The organism is Mariluticola halotolerans (assembly GCF_021611515.1).
GTDB lineage: Bacteria > Pseudomonadota > Alphaproteobacteria > Rhizobiales > Devosiaceae > Mariluticola > Mariluticola halotolerans.
In genome coordinates this window covers 1011961-1037468 of the sequence record NZ_CP090960.1, presented here as the reverse complement: position 1 = coordinate 1037468, position 25508 = coordinate 1011961, and the positions used below count along the sequence as shown (strand labels likewise).

Here is a 25508-nt window from a genome sequence, read left to right as displayed (position 1 = left end):
GCGCTAAAGCCCGTCGATCTTGGCCAGCCATTTGCCGGCTTCGGTATCAAAGCGCTTCCAGTTTTCCATCAGGCGCATATCAAACACATAGGTCACCGCGACCTCATTCCCCGCCACAATTGTCCTGACACAGCTCGCCGGCTGGTCAGCCATCACCGGCTGCATGCATTTGGTCACAAATGGATTGGCTGAAAGCGGATCATACCAGACCGTCTCCTTGGCAAACCCGCCTTCTTCCCGGAGTGGCTTGCCCACAAGCCCCGGCGGCCCCTCAAGTTGCTGCGGCAAAAACTTGTGCAGATAAACAGCATCAAGCAACCGCGCGCTCGAACGGGCCCGGCTGCGCGGCGATAGTGTAACCATCACCTCGCGCATGTGATTGTCAGGGCCGAGCGGCAACGCAAAAATCAGGTCAACCTTGTCCGAAAATCCCGCCACCCGCTGGTCTTCAAAGCGAAACCATGCCGGTGGGATGCCCAGCTTGTGCCCGCCAATGATTTTTTCCACACTTGGCCCGGCTGTGCGCAGGTCCGGCAGATGCACCTGCTGTCGGCCCGCCGCATCGAGCAGATAAGCGGCACCAATGCCCACGAGCATGACCACAAGCGCAATGACGCTCAGATTGAACGCAACATGTGACTGATGAGAACCGGCAGCGTCCTTGCTGTAGGTGTCGGGGCTGGCCATGCGCCGTCGTTAACCAATTTGACTGAGTTCTAATGACTGTCAATTAGGGGGCTGATATGCTTAATGAATAGTTAAAATTGGCCGGCAGGGCCGCGTTTTGGGGAAATGAACAATGGTGATCAATGAATTTGGCCTTGCAGTGTTCATCATGGCTGTGGGGCTGAGTGCGGCCGGGGCAGGCACGCATCTCTATCAATTCGTGTCACAGTCGCAGGCCGAGCTGAGTTATGCCGGCAAAACCTACATTCGTTCGCTGGGCAGCCTCGCATTCAGCTTCATTTGCGGGCCCTATATCATGCTGCAAATGGGCTTTCGCACCGAGCCGGGGCAGTCCATTTCCGCCACATCAATGTTGCTCGCGTCTTTCGTCGCCTTCGGCTGGGCCTTCATCACCGGCCTGTTGTTGATGAGCATCTGGTTGGCTGCTCGCGGCATGTAAATAAAAAAACGCCCCGGGCCAAAGGCACCAGGGGCGTTTTCTTTTAGGTCTGCGGGCATGTCAGGGGGAGGGCAGACCCGGGAGCTTGTTCTGCTGGTCAGCGGCTCGCAAGGATTGTGGTGCGGTCATCATAGATGTCGACCCACTGGCCGGCGTCATATTGCGACTGCCGTTTGACATAACGGTAGGGCGTGTCATTCCAGAGTTTGATCATGCCTTCCTGATTATCAAGGATCAGGTCGCCGCGGTCGGTGCGGGCCATCAGCACGGCATGGCCCTCGCCATTTTCCTGGCGCACGACGGCAATCATCAATGTCGACGCAGCCCAGCCCGCTTCAATCAGCGCGCGCCGCTTGGCCAGAACATAATCCTCACAATCGCCATAGGCGGACGGATAGGTCCAGAATTCCTTGACCTGATAAAGGTCTTCATCCGTCATCGGCTTGATGGATGTGTTGTAAAAGCTGTTGACCGCAAGCAATTGCTGCCATTTCGCATTCGAGAGCTCTTCCGCCGCAACAAAACGGGCATTGATCGTGCACTCAGCGGGCCGCGTGCGGCAAAATTCGGCATGCCCCACCGGAATGCTGGTCTGGCGATCACTCACATTGGCGAAAGCGGCATTGCTGATATCGATGAACCCGGTTGCCCAGGCGCGGTCCGAACTTGCAAGCAGTATGAGCATTAGGATGCCCGCAAGCCCGATAACTTTGTTTATTTGAACAGTCATAATGTGTCTCCCTGACAGGAGGCACACTAGGGATCGGCAATTTCGGCGATCCGAAAACTGATAAGCAGTTTTTAGACGAATTTGAGTCTAATTGAGCCGCCCGAATTCAGGTCGTATTAAGCATGCGCGTGCGCGCGGGTGCATGCTTCGGCAAAACTGGATGCCAGACAGCACAAAACGTCCCGCGTTCAGCGCGCAGGACGTTAAAACCTAAAGAAAAGCAGGGTTTTAGTTAAGCCGCAGGCTTTGCTGGATAACAGTCAGCATTTCCTGCACCGAGCTGAACTCGACGCCGACACCATTATCAAAGTGCCGCACAATCCGCGCCCGCATCCGCCCAAGGGTCACCGGTGTGCCCAAAGCGGGCCGCACGGCAATCTCGATCGCTGCACCCGACAGGGAAATGTCGATAATCTTGCAGTCATAGCGGCGGCCATCATCCAGAAGGATGGAGGAATGGCGATTGTCCGGCACAAGCCGCTCATGCCGCCGGTCTTCAGGCAGATTGAGAATGTCCTTGTTCGCCAGATAGGTCAGCTGTGCCGCCAGTTGCTCGCGCTTGCGCGCCGATGCGGTCAGATCGACAACGAAACCGCCATCGACGATTTCCTTCACAGTGCCTTCAACCCGGCCGAGATGGTCGAGATAGGCAATAACCCGCTCGCCGATCTTGCCGGCGGTCGGCGCAACAACAATCGCGTCGCCCGGCGACATCTCGATAATCTGGCAGGGAAACTCACGGCGATCAGCCAGCATATAGCGGCCTAAAATCGATACACGAACCCGCTGGAAGCGGGGTGCCTCTGTCGAAGCACCCTGTTGCAAGGGCGCGATAGGCTCACGAGTTTCGAAATCGAACATGATGATAAACGGACCACAACCAGAATCAACGGGTCAAGTTTAGCGACTGTTCGTTAAGCGTTGGTAAGCTGCAGCGGGTAAATATCCGCTAGTTGACCGATTATGCCCCTCAGGCGCGGCCACCATCGATAACAGCCAGATGGGCATAACGCCGGGCGCTGTTGCCGTGCACGCGGGCAGGCAGCGGTGCCGGGGCGTCGCTGTCCGGCCACATGGCATTGGCTTCCACCGCCATGGCAATGTCCTGGCCTTCATGCCGCATCGAGGGGTCATCCGGCCAGATCAGCCGCAAACCGGTGATGCGCTGCTCAAGAATGGGCTGCACGCCCAGCCAGTAGGGCTCGTCGAGCGCCGTCATCCCGCCCAGAATGCGCGAGGAGGTGCTGCCATTGTGCCGCAGCGGCATCAAAATGGTTTCAAACGAGGTTTGGGTGCCCACCGCAGTGGTTCCCTGAAAAGTGACAAGTGCGACGGCATGATCCTCGGTGACGGCGCGGATCAGGGTAGAAATGGCGTCGCTGTCCTTGTCGTGCCAGAGCCCGGAGAAGGAGCGCCCTTTAAGCTCACGGCAATAGGAAGAACAAAGATGGGAGCCGGCGAGACGGAACAGAAAGCTTTCCTCGTTTTCGGCGGTCTCTAGAATGAATGTGCTGGCAAGGGCCGTGCGGATGCGGGTCGGATCGATATCACGACGGTCCGGGGCGCTGCGCGAACCACGCAAGCTGTTCCAATAGTCATAGAGCGCTCGTGAAGTCGCTTTTTGCATGTTCCCGCCCATCAGCTTTTCCATTAACGAAGTCTGGGGTTGTGATGCCCCGTTCTGTGCAGTGAATGTCGCAAAACTGGCGCGGAAAATCGCCCTTAAACATTGGTTAAGGTTAATGCGGGCAAGCCAATGTGGACAAAGCTGTGCAATAAATGCACGAAGATCAGAAAAAACAGGGCCCTAGCCAATGAGCGACGATCGCAACAACAATGCCGAGGGCCATCAGCCCATTTTCACCCTGCCGCAGACGGTGCTGTACAGTGTCGCCTTTCTGGTGCTGGTGCATGTCGCAACATTGTTTGTGCTCGATGCCGAGGGGCGCAACCAGCTCATCATCTGGTTTGCATTCATCCCGCTGCGCGTCACTGATTTTGCCGGGGCACCGGGTGGGGCGTGGCCATTGCTCTGGACGCCGTTCACCCATGCGCTGATGCATGCCAGTTGGGAGCATGTGCTGATCAATGCCGCCTGGCTGGCCATTTTCGGTACGCCCGTCGCGCGCCGCTATGGCCCTGTGCTGTTTCTCATTGTCTTTTTTATCAGTGCGCTTGCCGGGGCTTTTGCCTATCTGCTCACAGCCTGGGGGCAGGTTGGGGTGCTGGTTGGCGCGTCGGGGGGCATATCAGGGCTGACCGGCGTGGCTGTCCGGTTCGTGTTTCAGCCTCCCGTCGTTATCGCCCGCGATCCCGAAACCGGTGCGCCGGTAGGGTATGGGCGGCAATTGCTCCCCCTTGCGGGTCTGCTGCGCAATTCGCGGGCGCGGGCCTTTACCCTGATCTGGATCGGGCTGAATGCCATTACCCCGCTTCTGCCACTGGTAACCGGCGGCGGCGGTATCGCCATTGCCTGGCAGGCGCATCTCGGCGGTTTTTTCGCAGGCCTGTTGCTCGCGACCCTCTGTGATCAGCAGGCCAGACGCGAATTTAACCGGAATACACCTCAGTCGGATTAAACAGTCTGGGCTCGCCGGTATCTTCCAGCGCCGCATTTTCGCCTGAAACCGTAACACGGCGGAAAAAGCAGCTTTTGCGGCCCGTATGGCAGGCTGCGCCGCGCCCGGTTTGATTGACATAAACCAGCACCGCGTCCTGATCGCAGTCCGTGCGCATCTCCACCAGCTTTTGCACCTCGCCCGAGGTTTCGCCCTTTTTCCAAAGCTTGCCGCGCGAGCGCGAATAATAATGCACGTCTCCGGTTTCCAGCGTCAGCCGCAAGGCTTCTTCATTCATATGCGCCAGCATCAGCACAACATTGCTGCCCGCCTCCAGCGTGATGGCGGTCACAAGTCCGTTTGTGTCAAAGCGCGGGGCGAAGTCTGTGCCTTCCTCAAGGGCCGCATGGCTGAGGCCTTCAGGGTTGGTGAAGCTGATTGTCATGGTATTTCCTGGGTGTTAGCGCGGTGCGGTGACCATAGCAAAAAACCGGTCGCGTTCCGCCCGCTCTTCGGCAAAAACACCGGTAAATCTTTGGGTGACCGTTTGCACGTCATGTTTATGCACACCGCGCATCGACATGCACATGTGCTCGGCTTCAATCATCACCGCCGCGCCGCGGGGGTTCAGGTGCTCGTTCAGGGCGTCGATAATCTGTGCCGTCAGGTTTTCCTGCGTTTGCAGGCGCCGGGCAAAAACCTCGGTCAGCCGCGCCAGTTTCGACAGGCCCACAACCCCGTCATGCGGCAAATAGGCGATATGCACCTTGCCAAAAAATGGCACCATGTGATGTTCGCAATGGGAATGAAAAGGAATGTCGCGCATCAGAACGATGTCGTCATAGCCACCCACTTCCTTGAACGTCTTTTCAAGAATCGCCTTGGGGTCTTGTTCGTAACCAGCGAACAATTCCAAAAACGCATTGGCAACGCGGGCAGGGGTTTCCTTGACGCCTTCACGTGTGGGGTCGTCTCCAGTCCATGCAATAAGCGTGCGGACGGCGGCTTCAACTTCCGCGCGGCTTGGGCGTCCGGCAGAGCCCGCAATCGCAGGGCCGGCGCTGTCAGGCTTCATACGGGCGTCCATGGGCCGCTCCTCCATCCATGATGCGTAATCAATACGTGTCCGGGATTCAATTGGATCAATTCAGCACCATAGATTGGGACTGGCACTGCGCTGAACCCGCCTTATATAAGGGGGGTGCCGCTTCTCACAAGCAAACAGATTGTACTAAAAAATGGAACTGTCAGACATCTATTCCGACAAGATCCTTGAAATTGCAGGTAAATTGCCCGAAATCCCGCGTCTTGACGCCCCGGATGCCTCGGCGCGCAAAGTCTCGCGTGTCTGCGGGTCAATTGTTGAAGTTGATCTCAATATACGCAATGGCATTGTCGCCGATTATGCGCACGACATTTCTGCCTGTGCCTTGGGGCAAACGGCGTCTTCTGTTGTGGCGGAAAATATCATTGGGGCCAGTACAGCCGAGCTGCGCCAGCTTCGCGACGAAATGTTCGCCATGCTCAAAAACGATGGGCCACCCCCAACCGGTGCCCGCTGGCAGGATTTGAAATATCTGGAACCGGTGCGCAGCTATACCGCCCGTCATGCCTCCACCATGCTGGTCTTTGAAGCGATCGTCGATTGTCTCGACCAGATCGAAAAAGGGCAGGGGCATTGATTGCCCGCTTCTGGGCGCTGGTGGATTTGCCGTTCAAACTGCTCGCCGTTCTGTTGATCACCATTTATCGCTACACGCTCTCGGCGCTCGTTGGCCGCTCGTGCCGTCACTTGCCCACATGCTCGGAATTCACGGCCAGCGCTATCTGGCAGCACGGCTTCTGGCCCGGCGGCTGGATGGGGGCGGCCCGTATCTGGCGCTGCCGGCCCGGCGGCACCCATGGCTATGATCCCGTACCCGAAAAACTGCCCCAGCGCGCACACTGGTATATGCCCTGGCGCTATGGCTACTGGCGGCAAACCGGCGGTAGGGATTAACGCAGCTTTAACGCAAGTGTGTCATGTTGGGGCATCATGGAAGTTGCGCGCAAATCGATGAACTGGATGCCGAAACAGTCGGCCTATAAAGTGGCAGCGCAAGCCGCCGCCAAGCGCCGCACCATGGTTGCCGAATTCCAGGCGAAAAATTCCGCCCTCGCATCCTCGCTCAGCACAACCTTCATCAACAATCTCATGGGCTCGGTCGACAATGCCCGCCAGACCGCAATTGACCGCATTCAGGCGCAGGTCAAGGAAAAGCAGGATGCGTTGAACAAGACCATGGACAGCATCAATATGCTGGCCTGATTGCAGGCAATCGTCTTTTGGGCGCTAGCCGCCTTTCCTTCAAATGCCTTGAAACACTTCCCCCCGCGCGCAAGCAGTGTTAAGCAGCTTCGCTGCCGGGAATAATCCCGGTTTTTTCAATACAATTCTGGAGACGGAACATGATTACGGTAAAATTCCCCGATGGCGCCACACGCGAATATGCGCTGGGCACCACCGGCACCACCGTAGTTGAATCCATCTCCAAGTCCCTGGCCAAGAAAACCGTGGCCATGCACGTCAACGGCGTGTTGAGCGATCTCTCCGATGTGCTGCCCGACGGCGCGGAGATTGCCTTTGTCCTCCGCGATGATGAGGCAGCCCTCGAACTCATCCGCCACGACGCCGCCCACGTGCTCGCCGAAGCCGTGCAGGAACTCTGGCCTTCAACCCAGGTCACCATCGGCCCGGTCATCGAGAACGGTTTCTTTTATGATTTCGCCCGCGATGAGCCATTCTCGGAGGAAGATCTCAAGACCATCGAGAAAAAGATGTCCGAGATCATCCAGCGCGGCGCGGCGTTCACCAAGGAAATCTGGTCCCGCGACGAAGCCAAAAAGGTCTTTGCGGCCAAGGGCGAGGATTACAAGGTTGAACTGATCGATGCGATCCCCGCCGATCAGGACCTCAAGATCTACAAGCAGGGCCAGTGGTTCGATCTGTGCCGCGGCCCGCATATGCGTTCGACAAAAGATGTTGGCCAGGCCTTCAAGCTGACCAAGGTTGCCGGTGCCTATTGGCGCGGCGACAGCAATAACGCCGTGCTCAGCCGTATCTATGGCACCGCCTGGGCCAGCAAGCAGCAGCTTGATGACTATCTGACCATGCTCGAGGAAGCCGAAAAGCGCGACCATCGCCGCATCGGCCAGGAAATGGATCTCTATCATTTCCAGTCCGAAGCCCAGGGCTCGGTCTTCTGGCACCCCAAGGGTTTCGTGCTCTACAATCAGATGGAGGAATATATCCGCCGCCGTCTGAACACGGCCGGCTACAAGGAAATCAAAACCCCGCAGCTCCTCGACAACAAGCTTTGGGAAAAGTCCGGCCATTGGGGCAAGTTCCGCGAGAACATGTTCGTGGTCCCCGACGAGACCCCCTCGACCGAGGAGGGCAAGCCGGTACTTTCGGGCAATGCCAGCCTCATGGCGCTGAAGCCGATGAATTGCCCCGCCCACGTGCAGGTCTTCAATCAGGGCATCAAATCCTATCGCGACCTGCCGCTGCGGCTGGCCGAATTCGGCTGCTGCCACCGCAACGAGGCCCATGGCGCGCTGCACGGCCTGATGCGCGTCCGGCAGATGACCCAGGACGATGCCCATATTTTCTGCCGCGAGGACCAGATCCAGTCCGAAACCGAAGCCTTCTGTGCGCTGCTGGATTCGGTTTATGAGGATCTCGGGTTCACCGAGGTGAAAATCCTGCTCGCCACCCGTCCGGAAACCCGTGCTGGCGAGGATGCCGTCTGGGATCTGGCCGAAAAGGGTCTCGGCGACGCGCTTCGGGCCACCGGCCGTGATTTCGAGATTGCTGAAGGCGAGGGTGCCTTTTACGGGCCGAAGCTTGAATTCCATCTCAAGGATGCCATTGGCCGTTCATGGCAATGCGGCACCCTGCAGCTCGATTTCGTGCTGCCGGAGCGCCTCGATGCCTCCTATATCGCGGAAGACAGTTCGCGCCAGCGTCCGGTCATGCTGCACCGCGCCATTCTCGGCTCGCTGGAGCGTTTTATCGGCATCCTGATCGAGAACCATGCCGGGCGCATGCCGCTCTGGCTGGCCCCGGTTCAGGTCGTGGTGGCCACCATTGTCAGCGAAGCTGATCCTTACGCCCAAAACCTAGTGGCTGAATTGCGCGCCGCCGGCATCCGCGCCGAAATCGATCTGCGCAACGAAAAGATCAACTACAAGGTGCGCGAGCACTCGGTGGGCAAGGTCCCGGTCATGTATGTGGTGGGCAAGCGCGAGGCGGAAGAAGGGGCGGTGTCCGTCCGGCGGCTCGGCAGCGATGGGCAAAAGGTCATGCCTTTTGCGGAAGCCATGAACGAGCTGGTCTCTGAAAGCCTGCCGCCCGATCTGGCCTGATTTTATTCCCGGCGGCGCTGTGTGCCGCCGGTCCATTCCATTTTAGATAAAGGCGACGCCCAGTTCGCGCAGCGTCCGCCAGACAACGCGGCATTGATGCTGCTCATGGCCTGATGCAACCAGCCTGAACGTGTTCGGAATCTGCCCGACCGACAATACCTCGATTTTGGCACCGGTCTCGGACACGTTGCGGATAATGCATTTCGCAGCGCCCCGGCCATGGGTAATCACGGCGGGGATAGCAGCAGTTCTCCGCGGCGAAAGCCGTTTATCACGTTGAGAGCGCACTCTGATAACTCCTCTTTCTGGGGTTTGCTACAGAGGCTGAAAGTGCCCAAAGAACTTTTTGAATAAGCGTGTTTTATCCAGCCAGTTTGAATCAAATGTGATGAATTGCGTTGGGCACGTTTCCCGATGCAGCGGATGCCCTAATAAACGCTCGTCAAAACCTCGATTTCGGTCGGCGATCCGGCATGCACATTGAAGTCGCGATTGTAGACATTGGTGCCACGCTTGGCGACGACCGAATAATCGCCTTCCTCCAGCACCAGCGAGGGAAAGGCGCTGACATTGGAATAAATCACATCACCTTCTGCACTCTTGATCGTCCATTCCACATCGGCAATGGCCTCGCCACCCTCATCGGATACCAGCTTCAGGCTGACACGGGCGGCGCGGTGATAAAGCGTTGCATCGGTAATCTGGCCCGGCTCGACCCTGAGGTCCGCCCGCACCAGGGCGTTGTATTTTCCAAACCGCGAAATGATGTGATAGACGCCCGCATTAAGGTGCACCATGTCGCCGGGTTTGATGCCGTCAGCGACAAGCGAACGATCATGCTCCCCGTCGCTGGTGGCAAAAATATCGAACTTGAGATCATTGTCGGGAATGGGAATATCACCCGAAATCGCCGCCCCAAGGCGTAGCGCTCCTGAATCCAGAATGATCGTCTTGCCTGTAACCCCGGCCTCGATATGCATCGTGTCCGTGGCCTGGGACCGTCCATAGGCCACATGCACCACATAATCGCCCGGCGGCAGGTCGAATACCGCAATGGAATTGACCGACTTGCCCAAAAGGGCGAGCTGCCCGGTCGCATCGGTCTTGGTGTCGAATACCCGCCAGGTCAGCCCGTCAGGAATAATGGCCCCGTCTTCCGATATTTTGGCCGATAGCGTTACCGAAAGCGGCGGGCCGCCAGCACTGGGCGATGATGTTTCCGGCGTCTGCTCGCGGCTGCGCAAGGCTTCAGCCAGCGCATCAAGCGCTGCATTGCCGTGTTCCGGGTCGCCCTGGTTCATTGGCTGCACCGGTTGCGGGGCCACATCCTCGCCACGGTCAGGCCGGGCGCGCGGAATCGGCGGCGTCTCCTGCGCCCAGGCGGCGAGGGGAGCGGTAAGGGAAACCAGTAAAAGAAGAATCAGCAGTCGACGCATTTACAGAACTGAGCACATAAGAAAGGTCCGGGGGATAAAACTTGGTGTGTCTTAACGCTTAGGCTTGGATTGGGGAAAACCTGTGTCATAAGAGGTCTGAATATCAAGGAAAGATCTATGTCTCGAATTCCCGAACTGCTCGACTATCTCAAAACCAGACGTTCTGTCACCCTTCCATTTCTCGCAGAACCCGGCCCAAACCCCGCCGAACTCGAGGAAATGCTCACAATTGCCACCCGTGTGCCCGATCATGGCAAGGTGGCGCCCTGGCGTCTTGTCACCTATTCGGGGGATAAACGCGCGCTTGCCGGTGCCCGCCTTGCCGAAATCGCCAAACGCCGCAATCCGGATATTGAGGCCGTAGCCCTTGAGGCAGAGCAGCAGCGCTTTTTGCCCGCGCCCCTTACGGTCGGTGTCATCAGCACCGCCAGCCCGCACCCCAAAATACCGGAATTCGAGCAGGTGCTCTCGGCCGGTTGCGTTGCCTTCAATCTGGTGCATGCCGCGTTTGCGCTTGGCTTTGCTGCCCATTGGGTCACCCGTTGGTATGCCTATGATGAGGAAGCGGCGCTAATGCTGGGGGCGAAGCCGGGCGAGAAATTTGTCGGCTTTGTTCATATCGGCACGCCGCAAACCACGCTCGAGGATCGCGATCGTCCGGCACTGGCTGATGTCGTGAGCAAGTGGCAGGGCTGACGCCATCGTATAAAAGCTGAAAATCTGGTAGGATTTCCCATCAACCCGTTGGAATCAGCCTGATGGCCGTTCAGTCTATTCGTGTCCCGCCCACACTTGCCGCCGTGCTCAACAGCGCGGGCGAAAAGAATGGCGTTGATTTCGATTACCTGCTGCAAACGGCGATGCGCGAGAGCAGTCTCAACCCGTCGGCAAAGGCGCGCACGTCTTCTGCCGTCGGCCTGTTCCAGTTTCTCGATAATACCTGGCTCGACGTGATGAAGTCCGATGGGCCGCGTCTGGGCTATCAGCGTTATGCAGATGCCATTGTCACAGATGCGGATGGTGATTTCACGATCCCTGACAAAAACCTGCGCGCCGAGGTGTTGAAGCTGCGCGAAAATCCCCAGATTGCCGCCGACCTCGCGGCGGCTTTCACCCGGCGGAATGGGGATTACCTCAGCGAACGTTTCGGGCGCATGCCAAGTGCGGGCGAACTCTATATTGCGCATTTTCTCGGCGCGGGTGGGGCGGCGAAAATGTTCGAGGCGGGGCTGGAAAACCCGGATCAGATTGCCGCCAACCTGTTCCCGCGTCAGGCCGAGGCCAATCGCGCCATTTTCTACGCGAACGGCGAAGCACGCACCATCCGTCAGGTCTATAAGGCGCTGGTGGCCAAACATGATGTGGACGCAGGTGGCGCGCGCCCTGAATTTACGGCCCAGCAAATGGCCGGCGGTGAACTGCCCGGCGGTCCTTTGGTGGCCGCAGACCCGCTGGATATGTCGTTCCGCAGTCTTTTCTCAAGTGAAAATACGCAAGCCGATGCCCAGTCGCCTGTCGCGCCGGGTGCCGCCAGCTCTGGCTTTTTTGTGCAGCTTTACAACAAGTAGGCCGCATTTTTTGCCAGCACCGTTATGGTGAACCAATCTTTAAATCTTAGCGGCTACAGTACCTTCATTCGTTGGAGGTTAGTATGGTTGCGTATCAACAATTCGTGGAACTTTCCGGTTCGGGCGACAGCAATGCGCGGGGGCAGGCAGCGCATTATGCAGCCGTGGCCTTTGTCGGGCACAAAGGCCCTGCCGACGAACAGGCGGCGCTCTATGCGGCCCTGATCGGCTTCCTCGATGATGCTTCAGTGAAGGTGCGGGCGGCGCTGGCTTATGGCCTCTTGCATGCCAAATGCGCGCCACGCCCGATCATGATGTCCCTTTTGCATGACGCCCCGGTCATCGCCCGCGCTGTCGCACAATATTCACCCGTTCTGGTTGATGCCGATCTGTTGTCCATCATCGGCACGGCCGACGAGGCAATGCTCGATGTGATTGCCAGACGCCCGCACTTGAGCACCCGTATCGCGCAGACCTTGCTGACCCGCGATTTGCGCGGCATCACCTTGCAGGTTCTGGGGCGCGACGACGTGACCCTGACCGCCGGCATGCTCGATGAGCTGGCCCGCACCAAGGGCACAGATGCCAAAATTCGCGGTGCCTTGCTCAAGCGCAAGGAACTCTCCGCTGCCGCCCGCTATCAATTGGTCGAGCTGGTGCGCGATGCCTTGTCCGAGGCCCGGATCGTCAAGGGCGCAGTCGCACCCAATCGGCTTGAACGGGTTCTGCGTGATGCAACCGACAACGCCATGACAGCCATTGGTGAGCGGGAAGCCGGCGCGGCACGCGGCGCTTTTTCCGCGCAAATGGTCAAGGAAGACCGGATCAATCCGCGCCGCATGTTGCACGCCATCGTCAATGGCCATGTGCTGTTTTTTGCGGATTGCGTGGGCATTCTGGCCGATACCCCGCGTGAGAAGGTTTTCACCATTCTTGATCGGGGCAGCCGCGCGGCGCTCAATGCGCTATTTGCCAAATGTGGATTGTCAGCGCCCATGCGTAACCTGTTGGCGCGACTCGTGTCTTACGCCCGCCGGGCTGACCTTTCGGATGATCTGGCGGCCCGCCATTTCGTCGTCACCGCCTTGATCGACGAGTTGATCGAAGAGCATGGCGGCGATATCCCGGTCGATCTTGAAACAGCCTTTGCCTATCTCAACGAGCAGAATATCGGCTTGGCGCGCATGGCCGCGCGCGGCGTATTGCCCGCTTTTGCCGAGCAGGCTGAAGATGGACGCGCGCTGCCCAACACAGAGCCGGCCTTCGCCGCCTTGCCCGCCGCCTAGAACTGGAACTGTTCGTTCAGCACCCGCTCTTCAAGGCTGTGCCCTGGGTCGAATAGCAAGGTGACCACATTGGTGCGGTCTTCGCGCACGGTCACTTCAACCACGTTCTTGAATTCCACATTGTCTGCCACCGCGCTGACCGGGCGTTTCTCGGGCTCGCTGGTAAAAAATGTCACCACCGCCTTGTTGGGCAGAATGGCCCCGCGCCAGCGGCGCGGGCGAAAAGGCGAAATCGGGGTGAGGGCGAGAACAGGCGAGTCGATGGGCAGAATTGGCCCGTGCGCTGAAAGGTTATAGGCGGTCGAGCCGGCAGGCGTTGCCAGCAACACCCCGTCGCAAATCACTTCTTCGAGCCGGGTTTTGCCATCGATCAGGATTTTGATTTTCGCGGCCTGATAGCTGGCCCGGAACAGCGACACCTCATTGAGCGCCAGCGCCGCATGCCGGTCGCCCTTGGCATCTAGCACATCCATCGACAGGGGGTAGATCGCGGTCGGCATCGCCGCTTCCAGCCGTTCAACCAGCCCGTCCATGCCGAAATCATTCATCAGAAAGCCGACAGTGCCGAAATTCATGCCGTAAACGGGAATATTGCGCTGCATGACATCATGCAGTGTCTGCAGCATCAGGCCGTCGCCGCCAAGCGCAACGATGACTTCCGCATTGGACACGCCAACATCACCATACCGCTCACGCAATGCTTCCGTCGCCGCCTCGGCCTCTGCCGTGCCGCTGGACATGAAAGCTATTTTGTCGGTGGAAAAGCGCCCCAAGATCATACTCCCCGTCAAATCGGATTATGTCGGTAGCATGGTGCTGGCGGTGAGGCCAGAGTGCTGTTTGCCGGCATCCCGCCAACATCAGCAAAACGGGCCGTTTTCTGCCGGAAATCGGTCATAACCGCCCATTAAGCCTAACGCGTGGAAACCTTAAACATTTACCCGGCGTAATCTGGTCGGTCCCTAATGTAGCGCTTGTTAAGTCACAAACCGGAACAACCGGTGGCTATTTGGGGGCAAAGCAAATGCGCTATGCTGGTATTGGATTTTTGAAATACGGCCTGCTCGCCGCAGCAATCTCAGTGCTGCCGCTGAGCGGTTGCAGCTCAATGGGTTCCTTTGGTGGCGGCCCGGCCAAGATTGCCGAACTGCCCAGCGACGGCATCTATACCTCGGACGGGGTGCTTGCCGAGGCGCGCGGCCATTTCCGCGCCAATAATTTCGGATATTCGGCAGCCTATTACAAAAAGGCCGTCAACCTGTCGCCTGACAACCCCGAGGGCTATGTCGGCCTTGGCGCTTCCTATGACCGTCTGGGGCGCTTCGACCTGGCCGACCGGGTTTATGATGCGCTCTACAACATGACCGGTGGCAGCGTGCAGTATTACAACAATCTCGGTTACTCCCACATGCTGCGGGGTGATCTGAAGACCGCGCTGATCAATTTCCGCAAGGCCGCTGATCTGGCACCGACCAATATCATCATCGCCAACAACATTCAGCTTCTGGCCGACGCTGCCGCAACGCGCGCCTGACGCAGCACGGACGGTACGCCCTCAGGCGGCCGCACAAACAACAAACGCCGCATGGGGATCAAACCATGCGGCGTTTTTTTGTATTTGTATCTCAGTAGATGTCAAAGCCTGACAAAACGGCAGGGAAAGCCTGACAAAAAGGCTTACATCAGGGGTCCATCGGCGCCGCCGCGGCGGCCTCAACAGGCACCACAACCCCGTTCTTCCCAAGCTTCGCCGTTGAGTCCATAGACTTGCGTGACGGGTTCATTGTCTCGCGCTCAAGGTTCGCCTTCACCGCATTCCCGGCACTATAGCCAACCCGGTCCGTGCGCTGCATATAGTCGTAACCACAAGCACTTAGCGTGCCCGCAAGCCCGATTGCCAGCGCAACTTTCATCATCCGTTGCACGCTCACTCGTTCGTCTCCGTACCCAGATCGATGATATAGCCATAAGGCCCCACAACACCGGCCCCGGTGTTGAACGCCTTGATCATTTTCGGCGTAACTTCCATCTGCCCCAGCGCAAAGAATTCCAGATCATTAGCCGGCACAGTCTGGTCCAGCGGCGTCGCCACCATCTGTCCAGGCGTGCTCGGCTGCACCAGACGCGGTGTCACAATGACCACCAGTTCGGTGTCATGCTTCTGGTAACTCGATGATTTAAATAGCGAACCGATCACCGGCACGTCGCCAATCCAGGGCAGCTGGTTCTGGTTCATGTTGGAATTATTCTGCAACAGCCCGGCAACCGAAAAGCTCTGGCCATCGCGCAACTCCACCGTCGCATCGAGATTGCGGGTATTGAAAATCGGGTCACCCGATGCCGTCGCCCCACCAATCCCGCTGACTTCCGGCGTCAGATGGATCTGGATCCGGTCGCCATCCAGCACCACCGGCGTAAACACCAGCCGGACACCGAAATCACGATAGGTGAGGGTAGCATTGCCATTCTGGTCCGCAACACGGATCGGCACCTGCCCACCGGCGAGAAAACTCGCTTTCACGCCGGAAAGCGTTGTCAGGTTCGGCTCGGCCAGCGTGCGCACAAGGCTCTTGGCTTCAAGCGCATTGATCGTCGCATTAAGGCTCGCACCACCAAAGCCGGAAATCACATTGGTGATAAAAGATGAAAAAGAAGCCGCATCCGCTGCCGGATTCTCAGCGCCACCACGTATCTGTGTTGTCACGCCACCGACATTACCGCCCCACTGAATGCCCAATTGCCGCCCGGCATCGCGCTGGGCTTCAAGAATGCGCACTTCCAGATTGACCTGTTGGCCACCGACAAGCGTCATCGTATTGATCACGGCCGGGCTGCCATATTGCGCAACGATTTCAAGCACTTTCTGCATCGAATAATCGTCGGTAACCGTGCCCGAAACCCGTATCCGGCCGTTCACCGTGCTGACTTTAACATCGGACGTCGGCACCGCGGCGTGGATGGAGCGGGTCATGTCCGCAGTGTCCGCGCCGATCTCCACGGCCAAAAGCCCAACCGGCGCGCCGGTGTCGGAATAGAGGTTGACCGTTGTCGTGCCAAAAGACCGGCCAACGAGATAGATCGATTTATCGGTAATCGGCTGCGCATCGGCGATTGTCGGGTCAGCCGAGACGATCTTGCCGACGGCATCCGAGATCACCACGGTGACGGCCTGCGATACCGGCAGGTTGATCCGCATCACCGATGTGGTCGCAAGGTCATAATGGACGGTTTGCGCCTGCGCCGGAGCCGTCATTGCCATAAGCGCGCCGGCCACAAGGAGTGCCAATGTATATTTTTGCCAGCCTTTGATCAGCGCACCAATAGCGCCGGCCCAAAAACCGCGTTGACTGTTCAGGTCTGTCATTTTCCTGGCCACTTTGTTCTGGTGCCCGTATTTGATGGGAAAATTATAGCCGCTGCCCGTCAACAGCCGCTTAACACGGCGAACGAGGGGCCTGATGCTGATGGATTGGGTGTGCGACATGGGATTTAGCGGAACTCAGCCGTATTGCTGCCAGTCCAGAAGGGGCTGGAAATCCGTATCGCCTGATTGCTGCCGCGCTGCTCAACCTTGGCTTCTTCACCAAAATCACTCATCGAGCGCAAAACCAGCGACAAACGCCCCACCGCAGTGGCGCTGATGATCGTCTCGGCCTGTGCGCCGTCAAGTTCCAGTGTGGCTATGGCATTGGCAAACATCTGGGCTTTCGGGTTCTCAACATCGTCGGACGGTTCGTCCGGCGCGCCGGTCGTGCCGGTTTCCCCCAAACGGGCATTGATCGCCAGCACCCGCACATTGTGCAGAATCGTTTCAGAAATCTCGCTGGCTGACGAAGAACGGGTCAGCACAACATCAACATGATCATTGGGCGTGATAAACCCGCCTGATGCCGATTCAGCAGCGATATTTACCGAAACGCCGCGCATGCCGGTCGCCAGAATGGCTGAAAGATAGCCGTCCTTTGCCAAAACAAGTTTCTGGGTGCGGATGGGATCTCCGGGGAAAAAATCAAACCGTGCAACAGCGGTATTCATCTCGGTCAGTGCTTCAGGCGATGCGTCAATCGTCACATAATCCTCAAGCACAGAACCTGCAGGCCATTCCTCCCAGGCAATTGTTGCTGGCTGAAGGTGCTGGCCAATGCCGATAGCCTGTTTGGCAACAAGAACCTGTACACGCGGCTCCTCGATAACCTCGGGTGCTGCGGCCTCAACCACAGCTGGTGCCAAGACCGGATCATTGTTTTGAAAGGCCAGAAACGCCGCCAGCCCACCTGAAAACAAGGCAACCGCCAGCAGCAGCAGACGTGAATGCTTCATGCGGGTGCGGCGCGGAACGTTGACGCGTCTGTTCCCGCCGAAGCTGAGACCTTCCGCTTCTTCGGCAAATGTCCATTGAATTTCGGCACGCAGCGCATCCAGGCCGCGCCGGTCAAGCTTGCGCCGTTCTACTGGCGCCTCCGCATCGCTTGCAGCCTCGGCAACGGGTGCATCCAGACTGACACGTGGATGCCGCCGCCGCTCAATGCCCGAGCGCCGCTCAACGCCAGAGGCCTCTGCTTGCGCAGCCTCTTGTGCATTATCGGCAAGCATCGCCGCCTCGTCGCGCTGATCTAAAGCTATACTGGGATTACGTCGAAGCAATGTGACCTCACTCAAGCCCCCGGCTTATTTCTATCGGCAGCAAATATGCAGCCCTTACGCCACCCTATGCATTTCGAATCACTGTTTGGTTCCAAAGGCAGTGAAAATTCGATGTTTTGACTAAAGAGAAAATTCACGAATACTCTTGTGCTGCATATGTCGGCGGGCCGGGCGGCTTATTCTGCCAGTAATTGCGATAAACCAGATATTTAGAGTCTTGAATTAAAGCACTGGTGACCTTGGACAGAGGATGCCAGTCATGATCAATACTTCCAGCAGCATGCCCATTGAAACGGGACATCCTGTCGACATCGCCGCTACGCTCGACCTGCTTTCCGCCAGGCAGGCCGGCGAAAAGCTGATAGCCATTCCATTGCGGCAGCGTGCTGCGGTGTTCGGATACATGAGCTTGCACAAGCAGGTTGCCTTGTCGCGGATTTTGGACCGGTCTGATCTCGCCGAAATCGTCACCGCGATGAGCGCCGATGATCGCGCGGACCTTTTCAATTATTTGCCACAGGGCGAGCAGGAACATCTTTTGCGTGATCTCGCGCAGGAAGAGCGTGAAGACATACGGCGGCTCGCGGCCTATGCGGATGGCACCGCCGGGGCCATGATGACATCCGATTATGCCACCTTGCCGGCCAATCTGACTGTAAGCGAAGCCATCGAGCTGTTGCGCCGTGAGGCACCGGACAAGGAAACCATCTATCGCGCCTATATTCTTGACGACGAGCGCAAACTGATTGGTTCAGTGCCCCTGAAGGCATTGATCCTTGCGGCGGAAGATACGCTCATCAGCGACATTATGGAAAAATCCCCCATCCGTGCGCGGCTTGAAGACAAGCGCGAAAAGGTGGCCCAGAAGATCGCGCGCTATGACTTGCTGGCTTTGCCGGTGGTTGATAGCGAGCGGCGTCTGGTGGGGATTGTCACTCATGATGACGCTGCCGACGCAATGCAGCAGGAAAATACCCAGGATTTTCACAAGATCGGCACAGTCGGCTCGCTCACCCAGAGCGTACGCGATGCGTCTATCCGTGTGCTGTTTACCAAGCGCATCGGCTGGCTCGCATTGCTGATTTTCGGCAATCTGTTTTCCGGGGCCGGCATCGCAGCCTTCGAAGACATGATCCTTGCCTATGTGGCGCTGGTCTTCTTCCTGCCTTTGCTCATCGACAGCAGCGGTAATGCCGGGTCGCAATCCTCAACCCTGATGGTGCGTGCGCTGGCGACAGGCGACGTGGAGATGAAGGACTGGGGTAAACTGATCGTGCGGGAAGTCGCCGTAGCCATTCTTCTCGGCGCGGCGATGGCGCTTATTGTGTTCCCGATTGGCTTTGCCCGCGGCGGTTATGAAATAGCCTTGACCGTTGGTTTGACAATGATTGCAGTGGTGTTTGTCGGCTGCCTGATCGGCATGTCGCTGCCCTTCATCCTCAGCCGATTCAATCTGGACCCGGCCACGGCCAGTGCGCCTCTGGTCACCACAATTTCAGATGCCGCCGGTGTGATCGTCTACTTCTCGATCGCCACTATGGTGATGGGCATGTAGCAATGGTCAACCGGGGCCATTACGCATGGCCCCGGTCACCCTGTTCCATCGGTTAGGGCAGTGTTGCTGGGAACGCGTTCCGCGCCGCTTCACGGTCTGCTTCAGACCGGAAGCTCACGGTGAGCGTAGTGGTGCGAATTGGTGCTTGCGGCGGCAGCTTGTAATCTACATTGGGCAGATTTTCCCGGGCCCATGCCCGAAAGCGTGCAATCTTGTGTCCGTCACAAGCCGGGAAATTGATACGATATTTGAATGTCATGAGGGTTACTCGAATTGGGCAGGCACATCCGAAAGAGCAGGGTGCCGATGAGACAAATCTGCACGGCACGCCAATCCACCGACACGCTTCACGCCTGCCGCACGCCGGTGGCGTGCAGGCAAAAGCGACTATGCGTCAAAGGGGAATGACGGTGCTATTGCAGAGGTGAGATGAATTGTCCTGGCAGGGCTCTTGCTGTCGCAGGTAGCCAAGCCAGGCTAATTGCCTGTTTGGAAGGCTGCCCGGGAAAAAAGACCGATAGGGATAGAATGCGTCTTCATGATCAACATCATGGCCGCATCGGCACGAAAGTCAATCTCTTCGCGCCGAATGCGCAGGTGCCGCGCAGGGCTTCTGCCGTCCTCTCATAAACGGCATTACCGGTTAAACATCAGATTGGGCAAAAACAGCACCATATCCGGCAGGAAAATCAGCAGCATCGTCACTATGCTGACCGCCACAAGAAGCGGGATGGACTCGCGGGTATAGGTGCCAACGGGCACTTTCATGATCCGGTGAGAAGCGTTAAGCTATTGAAATATATGGTTTATGGTGCCGGCAGCAGGATTTGAACCCGCGACCCCCTGATTACAAATCAGGTGCTCTACCAACTGAGCTATACCGGCACATGGCGAGGTCGTCGGGCAAATGCCACGACACATCGTGCGCGCTTGCTAGCACCACAGGTAAAAGGTTGCAAGCGGCTCTTTCGGGTTTACGGCTGTTTCTTGGCATGCCCCGCCTCACAGAGCAGTCACGTCAAGTTGACGGTTTGTCAGGGCGCTTGATTTTCCATCTCCATTTGACCGGCATAGCGTTCGTGCAGGGGAGGTTCCCCGATACCACCACTGCAACACTATGTTTCAAACGGAGGATAACCATGACTATTGCACGTAAAGCGACTGCAGCTCTGATTGGTACGGCAATGGCGGCGGCAGTTGCCGGCGCTGTGACCACAGCAACACCCGCCCTGGCTCAGGACGGTATGGAGAAATGCTATGGCGTTTCCCTGGCAGGCAAAAATGATTGCGCCGCCGGTCCGGGCACAACCTGCGCGGGTACATCCAAGGTCGATTATCAGGGCAATGCCTGGGCACTGGTGCCCGCTGGCGTGTGCGAGGATGCGGAATTCTGGGGCAAGGTTCTCGGCAATGGCCGTGCCGGTTCCCTTGAAGCACTTGATCGCGACATGGCCTGACGGTCTGTTTGCGAAGCGCTCCCGGCTTTTGCCGGGGGCGTTCGGTTCAGGGAGGATATTATGAAAACCAGCCATTCCATCCCGCCACGCGCCGGCGCGGGCCTCAAACCCGAACACTATGGCGCGATTTTCGAAACCCGGCCGGACATCGGATTTTTCGAAGTCCATGCCGAGAATTACATGGGCGCAGGCGGACTGCCCCATAAAGCGCTGACCGCGATCCGTGAGAACTGGCCGCTAAGCGTACACGGTGTCGGTCTTTCCATCGGTGCAGAGCGTCCGCTCGATCAGGCGCACCTTGCCCGCCTGAAAATCGTGGTCGACCGCTATCAGCCCGGCCTTGTCTCCGAACATCTGGCCTGGTCGACCCATGAAAGCGTCTTTTTAAACGATCTTTTGCCGGTCCCGTATACCGAAACGGTGCTCGCCCGCGTTGTCGCGCATCTCGATGAGGTGCAAACGACATTGGGGCGGCAGATATTACTGGAAAATCCCTCGACATATGTCGCCTTCGCTGAAAGCGAGATGCCGGAAGTCGAGTTTATCAGGGAGGTGCAGCGGCGCTCTGGTTGCGGCTTGCTGCTCGACGTCAACAATGTCCATGTCTCAGCGACAAACCAGAAATACGATGCACACGCCTATCTGGACAGTTTCCCGCTCGAGCATGTGGGTGAAATACACCTCGGCGGTCACGCAACGGACGAGGACGACAATGGCGAGCCACTATTGATCGATGCGCATGACAGGGAGGTCGCTGATCCGGTCTGGCTGCTTTACACGCATGTGATTGGGCATGCCGGCGCAAAGCCCACCCTGATTGAGTGGGATAACGAAGTACCCGATTGGGACACGCTGAAACAGGATGTCGATGCCGCTGAAAGCATTCTGGCAGAAGCGCGGCGGACTGCTGATGTCGCATGAACCGCAGGGACAATTCGCAGCCGCTCTGCTGAGCCCGGACGCGCCGGTGCCAGAGGGTATTGTTGACCCGGCCGGTCGTCCCGCGCCAAAGCGGTTTGCGGTTTATCGCAACAATGTCACAATATCGCTTATTGAGGCACTGAAAGCGACATTTCCCGCCGTCGAGGCTTTGGTGGGAGAGGCATTCTTTCGCGAGATGGCGCGTATATTTGTGCGTGCCCACCCACCGGCAAGTCCGTTGCTGCAGGAATATGGCCGGAATTTTCCTGAATTCATCGCCAGCTTTGAGCCGGCAGCGCAACTGCCTTTTCTGCCAGATGTCGCGCGCATTGATCGCGCCTGGCTTGATGCCTATCACGCAGCGGATGCCACCCCGCTCGATGCTGCAACGCTCGCAAACATAAGCGAAGAGGCTTTGCCGGCTCTCCGTTTCACCGCGCATCCCGCAACGTATCTATTGCACGCGCAATTTCCTGTCGCATCGATCTGGCAGGCGGCGCGGGCGAAACAAACTGCGGCGGGCATCGATCCGGATGCCGTGGAGACAGCCTTGATCACGCGGCCCGAAACCGAGGTTCAAGTGACGGCGCTTTCCCGCGCCGAGGGCATATTCTTTGCAACGATATTTGAGGGCGAAACGCTGGGTGACGCAGCCGAGACAGCTTTTTACGAAAATTCTGGTTTCGATTTATCGCGGGCGCTGGGAATCCTGATCGGGTCCGGCGCCTGCCAGTAAGGGGGAAGATATGACGGGAATTGTTGGATTGATCTTTGGGCGGTTCAGGCCGCTGGAGAACAAGGGGATGAAGCAATTTATTGCCGCGTCATTGCTTCTCTTGGGCTTGCGCCTGCTCTTGGCAAAACCTTTCTGGGCCTCGGGCCAAACCCGTTGGGTCAATTTCCCCACCGATATTTCCGGCTCAACGCTCTATCTCTTCCAGAATGAATTTGTGCTTCATTTTGGCCTGTTCGACATGCCCATCCCGTTTCCGGTGCTCGTGGCCTGGATGACAGCGCTCGCGGAAATCGTCTTGCCGGTTCTCCTTGTGCTGGGCATCGCTACACGCCTTTGGGCTTTGGCTTTGCTGGCAATGAGCATCGTTATTCAACTGGTCTTTCCAGAGGGGTTCATCAACGTCACCGATTGGATGAACTCACATGCGCTCTGGATGGCCTATGCACTGGTGATCGCAATATGCGGCCCGGGGGCTTTGTCGATCGATCCGGTTCTGCGCCGCGCGCTCTTTGATCGAAATACACAAGCCGCCATGTAACAATCAGGCATCCATGCCGATTGCGTCCACGCACTAACATGCTACACATTTGATCTCCCGGCGAGGAGGCCGGGGATCAATTGGTGCTGTGTGCAGGAGGAAAGTGGCAATGGGCATGCCTTTGCGAGTGGGTGTCGGGTTTATCGGTTGCGGGAATATATCGGCCGCCTATTTAACCGCTGCGAAGAATTTTGATGTCCTCGACATTCGCGGACTGGCCGACATCCGGCCGGAGGCGGCTGAGGCACGCGCCGCAGAATTCGGGCTCGAAGCCATGTCGATCGAGACCATGCTCGCCGATCCAACCATTGAGCTTATCGTCAACCTCACCATTCCGCGGGTTCATGTTGAAGTCGGTTTGCGCATTCTGGCCGCCGGCAAGCACGTCTATAGCGAAAAGCCGCTCGGCATAAACTTCGCCGAAGGGCAAAAGCTGGTTGAGGCCGCGCAAAAGGCAGGACTGCGCATCGGTTCCGCGCCGGATACCTTTCTGGGCGGCGCCCACCAGACCTGCCGCGAGATTGTCGATAGCGGCTTTCTTGGCACGCCCGTGGGCGGCACGGCCTATTTCATGTGCCCCGGTCACGAACGCTGGCATCCGGATCCTGCTTTTTATTATGATATCGGCGGCGGGCCGATCCTCGATATGGCGCCTTATTACATCACCGATCTGGTCAATCTTTACGGCCCTGTCGAAAGCGTCATCGGCATGGGCACCAAACCCGTCGACCAACGGATCATCACCAGCGAGCCAAAAAAGGGTGAGACCATCCCGGTCAAGGTCCCCACGCACGTTGCGGGCCTCTTGCGTTTCGTCAATGGTGCCGTTGTGCAATTGACCATGAGCTTCGATGTGGCAGGCCACAAGCATCTGCCGCTGGAGCTTTACGGCACAGACGGCACGCTGATTGTGCCCGACCCCAACCATTTCGGCGGCGAAATCAGCCGTATGGCAAAAGGGGGTGACTGGGAGGTGGTGCCCACGACACGGCCCTATGCGGATGCCAATTACCGTTCAATCGGTGTCGCCGACATGGCGCTCGCTATTCGCACAGACAGGCCGCACCGCGCCAATGGTGATCTGGCCCTGCATGTGCTTGAGGTCATGCAGGCGTTTGAAACCGCATCGGTAACGGCAGGCCTTGTGTCCATAACAACGAAAGTCGCTCGCCCTGAACCGATTGCATCCTCACTGGTTGGCACAGTGCTGGAACGCTAGCTGGCGCAGACAGGGTTTTGCAGAAGCGGCAGGAGGTTGGGCGATTTGCCTGCCTCTCAATTGCTGCCAAAAACATTGTAGCATTTGCGTATGAATTTTGGCTTTGTGAGTTGCTCCCCCTGACGGGGCGTGTCACTTTGCGCCCAGATTTGAAGGAGATTCCCGATGAAAACCCGTGCCGCTATTGCCGTTCAGGCTGGCAAACCGCTTGAGATTCATGAAGTCGATCTTGATGGCCCTCGCGAGGGTGAAGTTCTGATTGAGGTTATGGCCACGGGCATCTGTCATACCGATGAATTCACCTTGTCAGGCGCAGACCCGGAAGGCATTTTCCCCGCCATCCTTGGCCATGAAGGGGCAGGCGTTGTTGTTGAGGTCGGCGCGGGCGTCAAAAGCCTGAAAAAGGGTGATCATGTCATTCCGCTCTATACGCCTGAATGCCGCGAATGTGCTTCCTGCCGTTCGCAGAAAACCAATCTGTGTACAGCCATCCGTTCGACCCAGGGGCAGGGGCTCATGCCCGATGGCACCTCGCGGTTCAAGCTCAATGGCGAGCCGATTTTCCACTATATGGGGTGCTCAACCTTTTCCAATTTCACCGTGCTGCCCGAAATCGCGGTTGCCAAAATCAACCCGGACGCGCCTTTCGACAAGGTTTGCTACATCGGTTGCGGGGTAACCACCGGTGTCGGCGCGGTCATCAACACCGCCAAGGCAGAGCCGGGTTGCACAGCAGTCGTCTTCGGGCTGGGGGGCATCGGCCTGAATGTCATCCAGGGCCTGCGCCTCATCGGCGCGGACATGATTATTGGCGTTGATCTCAACAATGACAAAAAGGAATGGGGCGAGCGCTTCGGCATGACCCATTTCGTCAATCCATCCGAAATCGGCGAAGATCTGGTGCCCTATATCGTCAATCTCACCAAGCGCGGTGATGATCTGATCGGCGGCGCGGATTATACCTTCGATTGCACCGGCAATGTGAATGTCATGCGTCAGGCGCTGGAATGCTCGCATCGCGGCTGGGGTGAATCGATCATCATCGGTGTTGCCGGCGCGGGCCAGGAAATCTCCACCCGTCCGTTCCAGCTCGTCACCGGGCGTACATGGAAGGGCACAGCCTTTGGCGGCGCGCGCGGCCGCACAGATGTGCCAAAGATCGTTGACTGGTACATGCAGGGCAAGATCGAGATCGACCCAATGATCACGCATCGCCTGAAGCTTGAGGAGATCAACAAGGGTTTTGATCTCATGCATGCCGGTGAATCGATCCGCTCCGTGGTTCTGTATTAACGGGCCACAGCCGGATCCCCATTCAGTCCTCGCA

General features: G+C 57.7%; 30 protein-coding genes and 1 tRNA gene. 17 read left to right on the top strand and 14 right to left on the bottom strand.

Features of this window, described 5'->3' with window-relative positions; all coding sequences use genetic code 11:
• Positions 1 to 3: 3 nt before the first annotated feature.
• Positions 4 to 687, bottom strand: a complete 684-nt coding sequence (locus tag L1P08_RS05000; RefSeq protein WP_303618900.1) for a hypothetical protein — start codon at positions 685 to 687, stop codon at positions 4 to 6.
• Between the two features lie 112 nt (positions 688 to 799).
• Here L1P08_RS05000 and L1P08_RS04995 point away from each other — a divergent pair, with 112 nt between their 5' ends.
• Entirely contained in the window at positions 800 to 1126 is a 327-nt protein-coding gene (locus L1P08_RS04995; RefSeq protein WP_303618899.1) for a DUF6949 family protein, read from the top strand.
• 97 nt (positions 1127 to 1223) lie between these two features.
• Here L1P08_RS04995 and L1P08_RS04990 read toward each other — a convergent pair whose 3' ends face one another.
• From L1P08_RS04990 to L1P08_RS04980, 3 genes are all read right to left on the bottom strand, one after another.
• A complete protein-coding gene (locus L1P08_RS04990; protein WP_303618898.1) occupies positions 1224 to 1856 on the bottom strand; it encodes a transglutaminase-like cysteine peptidase in 633 nt (210 codons plus the stop codon).
• Between the two features lie 228 nt (positions 1857 to 2084).
• Positions 2085 to 2717, bottom strand: coding sequence for a PilZ domain-containing protein (locus tag L1P08_RS04985; RefSeq protein ID WP_303618897.1), 633 nt, complete (start codon positions 2715 to 2717; stop codon positions 2085 to 2087).
• Between the two features lie 109 nt (positions 2718 to 2826).
• On the bottom strand, positions 2827 to 3483 hold the full coding sequence (locus L1P08_RS04980; protein ID WP_303618896.1) for a PAS domain-containing protein: 657 nt from the start codon (positions 3481 to 3483) through the stop codon (positions 2827 to 2829).
• A gap of 187 nt (positions 3484 to 3670) precedes the next feature.
• Here L1P08_RS04980 and L1P08_RS04975 point away from each other — a divergent pair, with 187 nt between their 5' ends.
• The gene (locus L1P08_RS04975; RefSeq protein WP_303618895.1) at positions 3671 to 4435 is read left to right on the top strand and encodes a rhomboid family intramembrane serine protease; all 765 of its coding nucleotides are present in this window, start codon (positions 3671 to 3673) and stop codon (positions 4433 to 4435) included.
• Here L1P08_RS04975 and hisI read toward each other — a convergent pair.
• Both hisI and folE read right to left on the bottom strand, forming a co-directional pair.
• The gene (hisI, locus tag L1P08_RS04970) at positions 4407 to 4859 is read right to left on the bottom strand and encodes a phosphoribosyl-AMP cyclohydrolase (RefSeq protein WP_303618894.1); all 453 of its coding nucleotides are present in this window, start codon (positions 4857 to 4859) and stop codon (positions 4407 to 4409) included. The genes L1P08_RS04975 and hisI overlap by 29 nt on opposite strands.
• A gap of 15 nt (positions 4860 to 4874) precedes the next feature.
• On the bottom strand, positions 4875 to 5501 hold the full coding sequence (gene folE, locus L1P08_RS04965; protein ID WP_303618893.1) for a GTP cyclohydrolase I FolE: 627 nt from the start codon (positions 5499 to 5501) through the stop codon (positions 4875 to 4877).
• Positions 5502 to 5652: 151 nt separating this feature from the next.
• Between folE and L1P08_RS04960 the strand changes: the two genes are divergently transcribed.
• From L1P08_RS04960 to thrS, 4 genes are all read left to right on the top strand, one after another.
• Complete coding sequence (locus L1P08_RS04960) at positions 5653 to 6096, top strand: iron-sulfur cluster assembly scaffold protein (RefSeq protein WP_303618892.1); 444 nt, start codon at positions 5653 to 5655, stop codon at positions 6094 to 6096.
• A complete protein-coding gene (gene yidD, locus L1P08_RS04955; protein WP_438268438.1) occupies positions 6093 to 6413 on the top strand; it encodes a membrane protein insertion efficiency factor YidD in 321 nt (106 codons plus the stop codon). Before L1P08_RS04960 ends, yidD begins: the two co-directional genes overlap by 4 nt.
• A 36-nt stretch (positions 6414 to 6449) precedes the next feature.
• Positions 6450 to 6722 (top strand): hypothetical protein, encoded by a 273-nt coding sequence (locus L1P08_RS04950; protein ID WP_303618891.1) that lies wholly within the window; start codon positions 6450 to 6452, stop codon positions 6720 to 6722.
• 140 nt (positions 6723 to 6862) lie between these two features.
• Positions 6863 to 8821, top strand: coding sequence for a threonine--tRNA ligase (gene thrS, locus L1P08_RS04945; RefSeq protein WP_303618890.1), 1959 nt, complete (start codon positions 6863 to 6865; stop codon positions 8819 to 8821).
• A 42-nt stretch (positions 8822 to 8863) separates the two neighbouring features.
• On the opposite strand, the gene L1P08_RS04940 is transcribed toward thrS, so the two are convergent.
• Both L1P08_RS04940 and L1P08_RS04935 read right to left on the bottom strand, forming a co-directional pair.
• Positions 8864 to 9109, bottom strand: a complete 246-nt coding sequence (locus L1P08_RS04940) for a PilZ domain-containing protein (protein WP_303618889.1) — start codon at positions 9107 to 9109, stop codon at positions 8864 to 8866.
• 140 nt (positions 9110 to 9249) lie between these two features.
• Positions 9250 to 10257 carry an RgsD C-terminal domain-containing protein gene (locus tag L1P08_RS04935; RefSeq protein WP_303618888.1) on the bottom strand — a complete coding sequence of 336 codons (1008 nt, stop codon included), beginning with the start codon at positions 10255 to 10257 and terminating at the stop codon, positions 9250 to 9252.
• Positions 10258 to 10374: 117 nt separating this feature from the next.
• Here L1P08_RS04935 and L1P08_RS04930 point away from each other — a divergent pair, with 117 nt between their 5' ends.
• The 3 genes from L1P08_RS04930 (at position 10375) to L1P08_RS04920 (ending at position 13111) form a co-directional block, all read left to right on the top strand.
• Entirely contained in the window at positions 10375 to 10953 is a 579-nt protein-coding gene (locus L1P08_RS04930) for a nitroreductase family protein (RefSeq protein WP_303618887.1), read from the top strand.
• Positions 10954 to 11015: 62 nt separating this feature from the next.
• A complete protein-coding gene (locus L1P08_RS04925) occupies positions 11016 to 11825 on the top strand; it encodes a transglycosylase SLT domain-containing protein (protein WP_303618886.1) in 810 nt (269 codons plus the stop codon).
• An 83-nt stretch (positions 11826 to 11908) separates the two neighbouring features.
• A complete protein-coding gene (locus L1P08_RS04920; RefSeq protein ID WP_303618885.1) occupies positions 11909 to 13111 on the top strand; it encodes a DUF2336 domain-containing protein in 1203 nt (400 codons plus the stop codon).
• Here the strand turns inward: L1P08_RS04920 and L1P08_RS04915 are convergent.
• Positions 13108 to 13890: an NAD kinase gene (locus tag L1P08_RS04915; protein ID WP_303618884.1), complete on the bottom strand. Its 783-nt coding sequence runs from the start codon at positions 13888 to 13890 to the stop codon at positions 13108 to 13110. The two genes, L1P08_RS04920 and L1P08_RS04915, sit on opposite strands and share 4 nt — an antisense overlap.
• 245 nt (positions 13891 to 14135) lie before the next feature.
• Between L1P08_RS04915 and L1P08_RS04910 the strand changes: the two genes are divergently transcribed.
• Complete coding sequence (locus L1P08_RS04910) at positions 14136 to 14645, top strand: tetratricopeptide repeat protein (protein WP_303618883.1); 510 nt, start codon at positions 14136 to 14138, stop codon at positions 14643 to 14645.
• Positions 14646 to 14793: 148 nt separating this feature from the next.
• On the opposite strand, the gene L1P08_RS04905 is transcribed toward L1P08_RS04910, so the two are convergent.
• The 3 genes from L1P08_RS04905 to cpaB form a co-directional block, all read right to left on the bottom strand.
• Positions 14794 to 15042: a hypothetical protein gene (locus L1P08_RS04905; RefSeq protein ID WP_303618882.1), complete on the bottom strand. Its 249-nt coding sequence runs from the start codon at positions 15040 to 15042 to the stop codon at positions 14794 to 14796.
• Positions 15039 to 16475 (bottom strand): type II and III secretion system protein family protein, encoded by a 1437-nt coding sequence (locus L1P08_RS04900; protein WP_303618881.1) that lies wholly within the window; start codon positions 16473 to 16475, stop codon positions 15039 to 15041. Before L1P08_RS04900 ends, L1P08_RS04905 begins: the two co-directional genes overlap by 4 nt.
• Before the next feature lie 125 nt (positions 16476 to 16600).
• Positions 16601 to 17704, bottom strand: a complete 1104-nt coding sequence (cpaB, locus tag L1P08_RS04895) for a Flp pilus assembly protein CpaB (protein WP_303618880.1) — start codon at positions 17702 to 17704, stop codon at positions 16601 to 16603.
• 310 nt (positions 17705 to 18014) lie between these two features.
• On the opposite strand from cpaB, the gene mgtE reads away from it, so the two are divergent.
• On the top strand, positions 18015 to 19310 hold the full coding sequence (mgtE, locus tag L1P08_RS04890; RefSeq protein ID WP_303618879.1) for a magnesium transporter: 1296 nt from the start codon (positions 18015 to 18017) through the stop codon (positions 19308 to 19310).
• A 636-nt stretch (positions 19311 to 19946) separates the two neighbouring features.
• On the opposite strand, the gene L1P08_RS04885 is transcribed toward mgtE, so the two are convergent.
• Positions 19947 to 20078 (bottom strand): hypothetical protein, encoded by a 132-nt coding sequence (locus L1P08_RS04885; RefSeq protein WP_303618878.1) that lies wholly within the window; start codon positions 20076 to 20078, stop codon positions 19947 to 19949.
• Positions 20079 to 20119: 41 nt separating this feature from the next.
• Positions 20120 to 20195, bottom strand: a tRNA-Thr gene (locus tag L1P08_RS04880).
• Between the two features lie 254 nt (positions 20196 to 20449).
• On the opposite strand from L1P08_RS04880, the gene L1P08_RS04875 reads away from it, so the two are divergent.
• The 6 genes from L1P08_RS04875 (at position 20450) to L1P08_RS04850 (ending at position 25474) form a co-directional block, all read left to right on the top strand.
• Entirely contained in the window at positions 20450 to 20767 is a 318-nt protein-coding gene (locus L1P08_RS04875) for a BufA1 family periplasmic bufferin-type metallophore (RefSeq protein WP_303618877.1), read from the top strand.
• 60 nt (positions 20768 to 20827) lie between these two features.
• Complete coding sequence (gene bufB / locus L1P08_RS04870; protein WP_303618876.1) at positions 20828 to 21688, top strand: MNIO family bufferin maturase; 861 nt, start codon at positions 20828 to 20830, stop codon at positions 21686 to 21688.
• On the top strand, positions 21678 to 22424 hold the full coding sequence (locus L1P08_RS04865) for an HvfC/BufC N-terminal domain-containing protein (RefSeq protein ID WP_303618875.1): 747 nt from the start codon (positions 21678 to 21680) through the stop codon (positions 22422 to 22424). Before bufB ends, L1P08_RS04865 begins: the two co-directional genes overlap by 11 nt.
• Positions 22425 to 22434: 10 nt before the next feature.
• On the top strand, positions 22435 to 22962 hold the full coding sequence (locus L1P08_RS04860; RefSeq protein WP_303618874.1) for a DoxX family protein: 528 nt from the start codon (positions 22435 to 22437) through the stop codon (positions 22960 to 22962).
• A 115-nt stretch (positions 22963 to 23077) separates the two neighbouring features.
• Entirely contained in the window at positions 23078 to 24181 is a 1104-nt protein-coding gene (locus tag L1P08_RS04855) for a Gfo/Idh/MocA family protein (RefSeq protein WP_303618873.1), read from the top strand.
• A 165-nt stretch (positions 24182 to 24346) separates the two neighbouring features.
• Entirely contained in the window at positions 24347 to 25474 is a 1128-nt protein-coding gene (locus tag L1P08_RS04850) for an S-(hydroxymethyl)glutathione dehydrogenase/class III alcohol dehydrogenase (protein ID WP_303618872.1), read from the top strand.
• Positions 25475 to 25508: the final 34 nt, after the last annotated feature.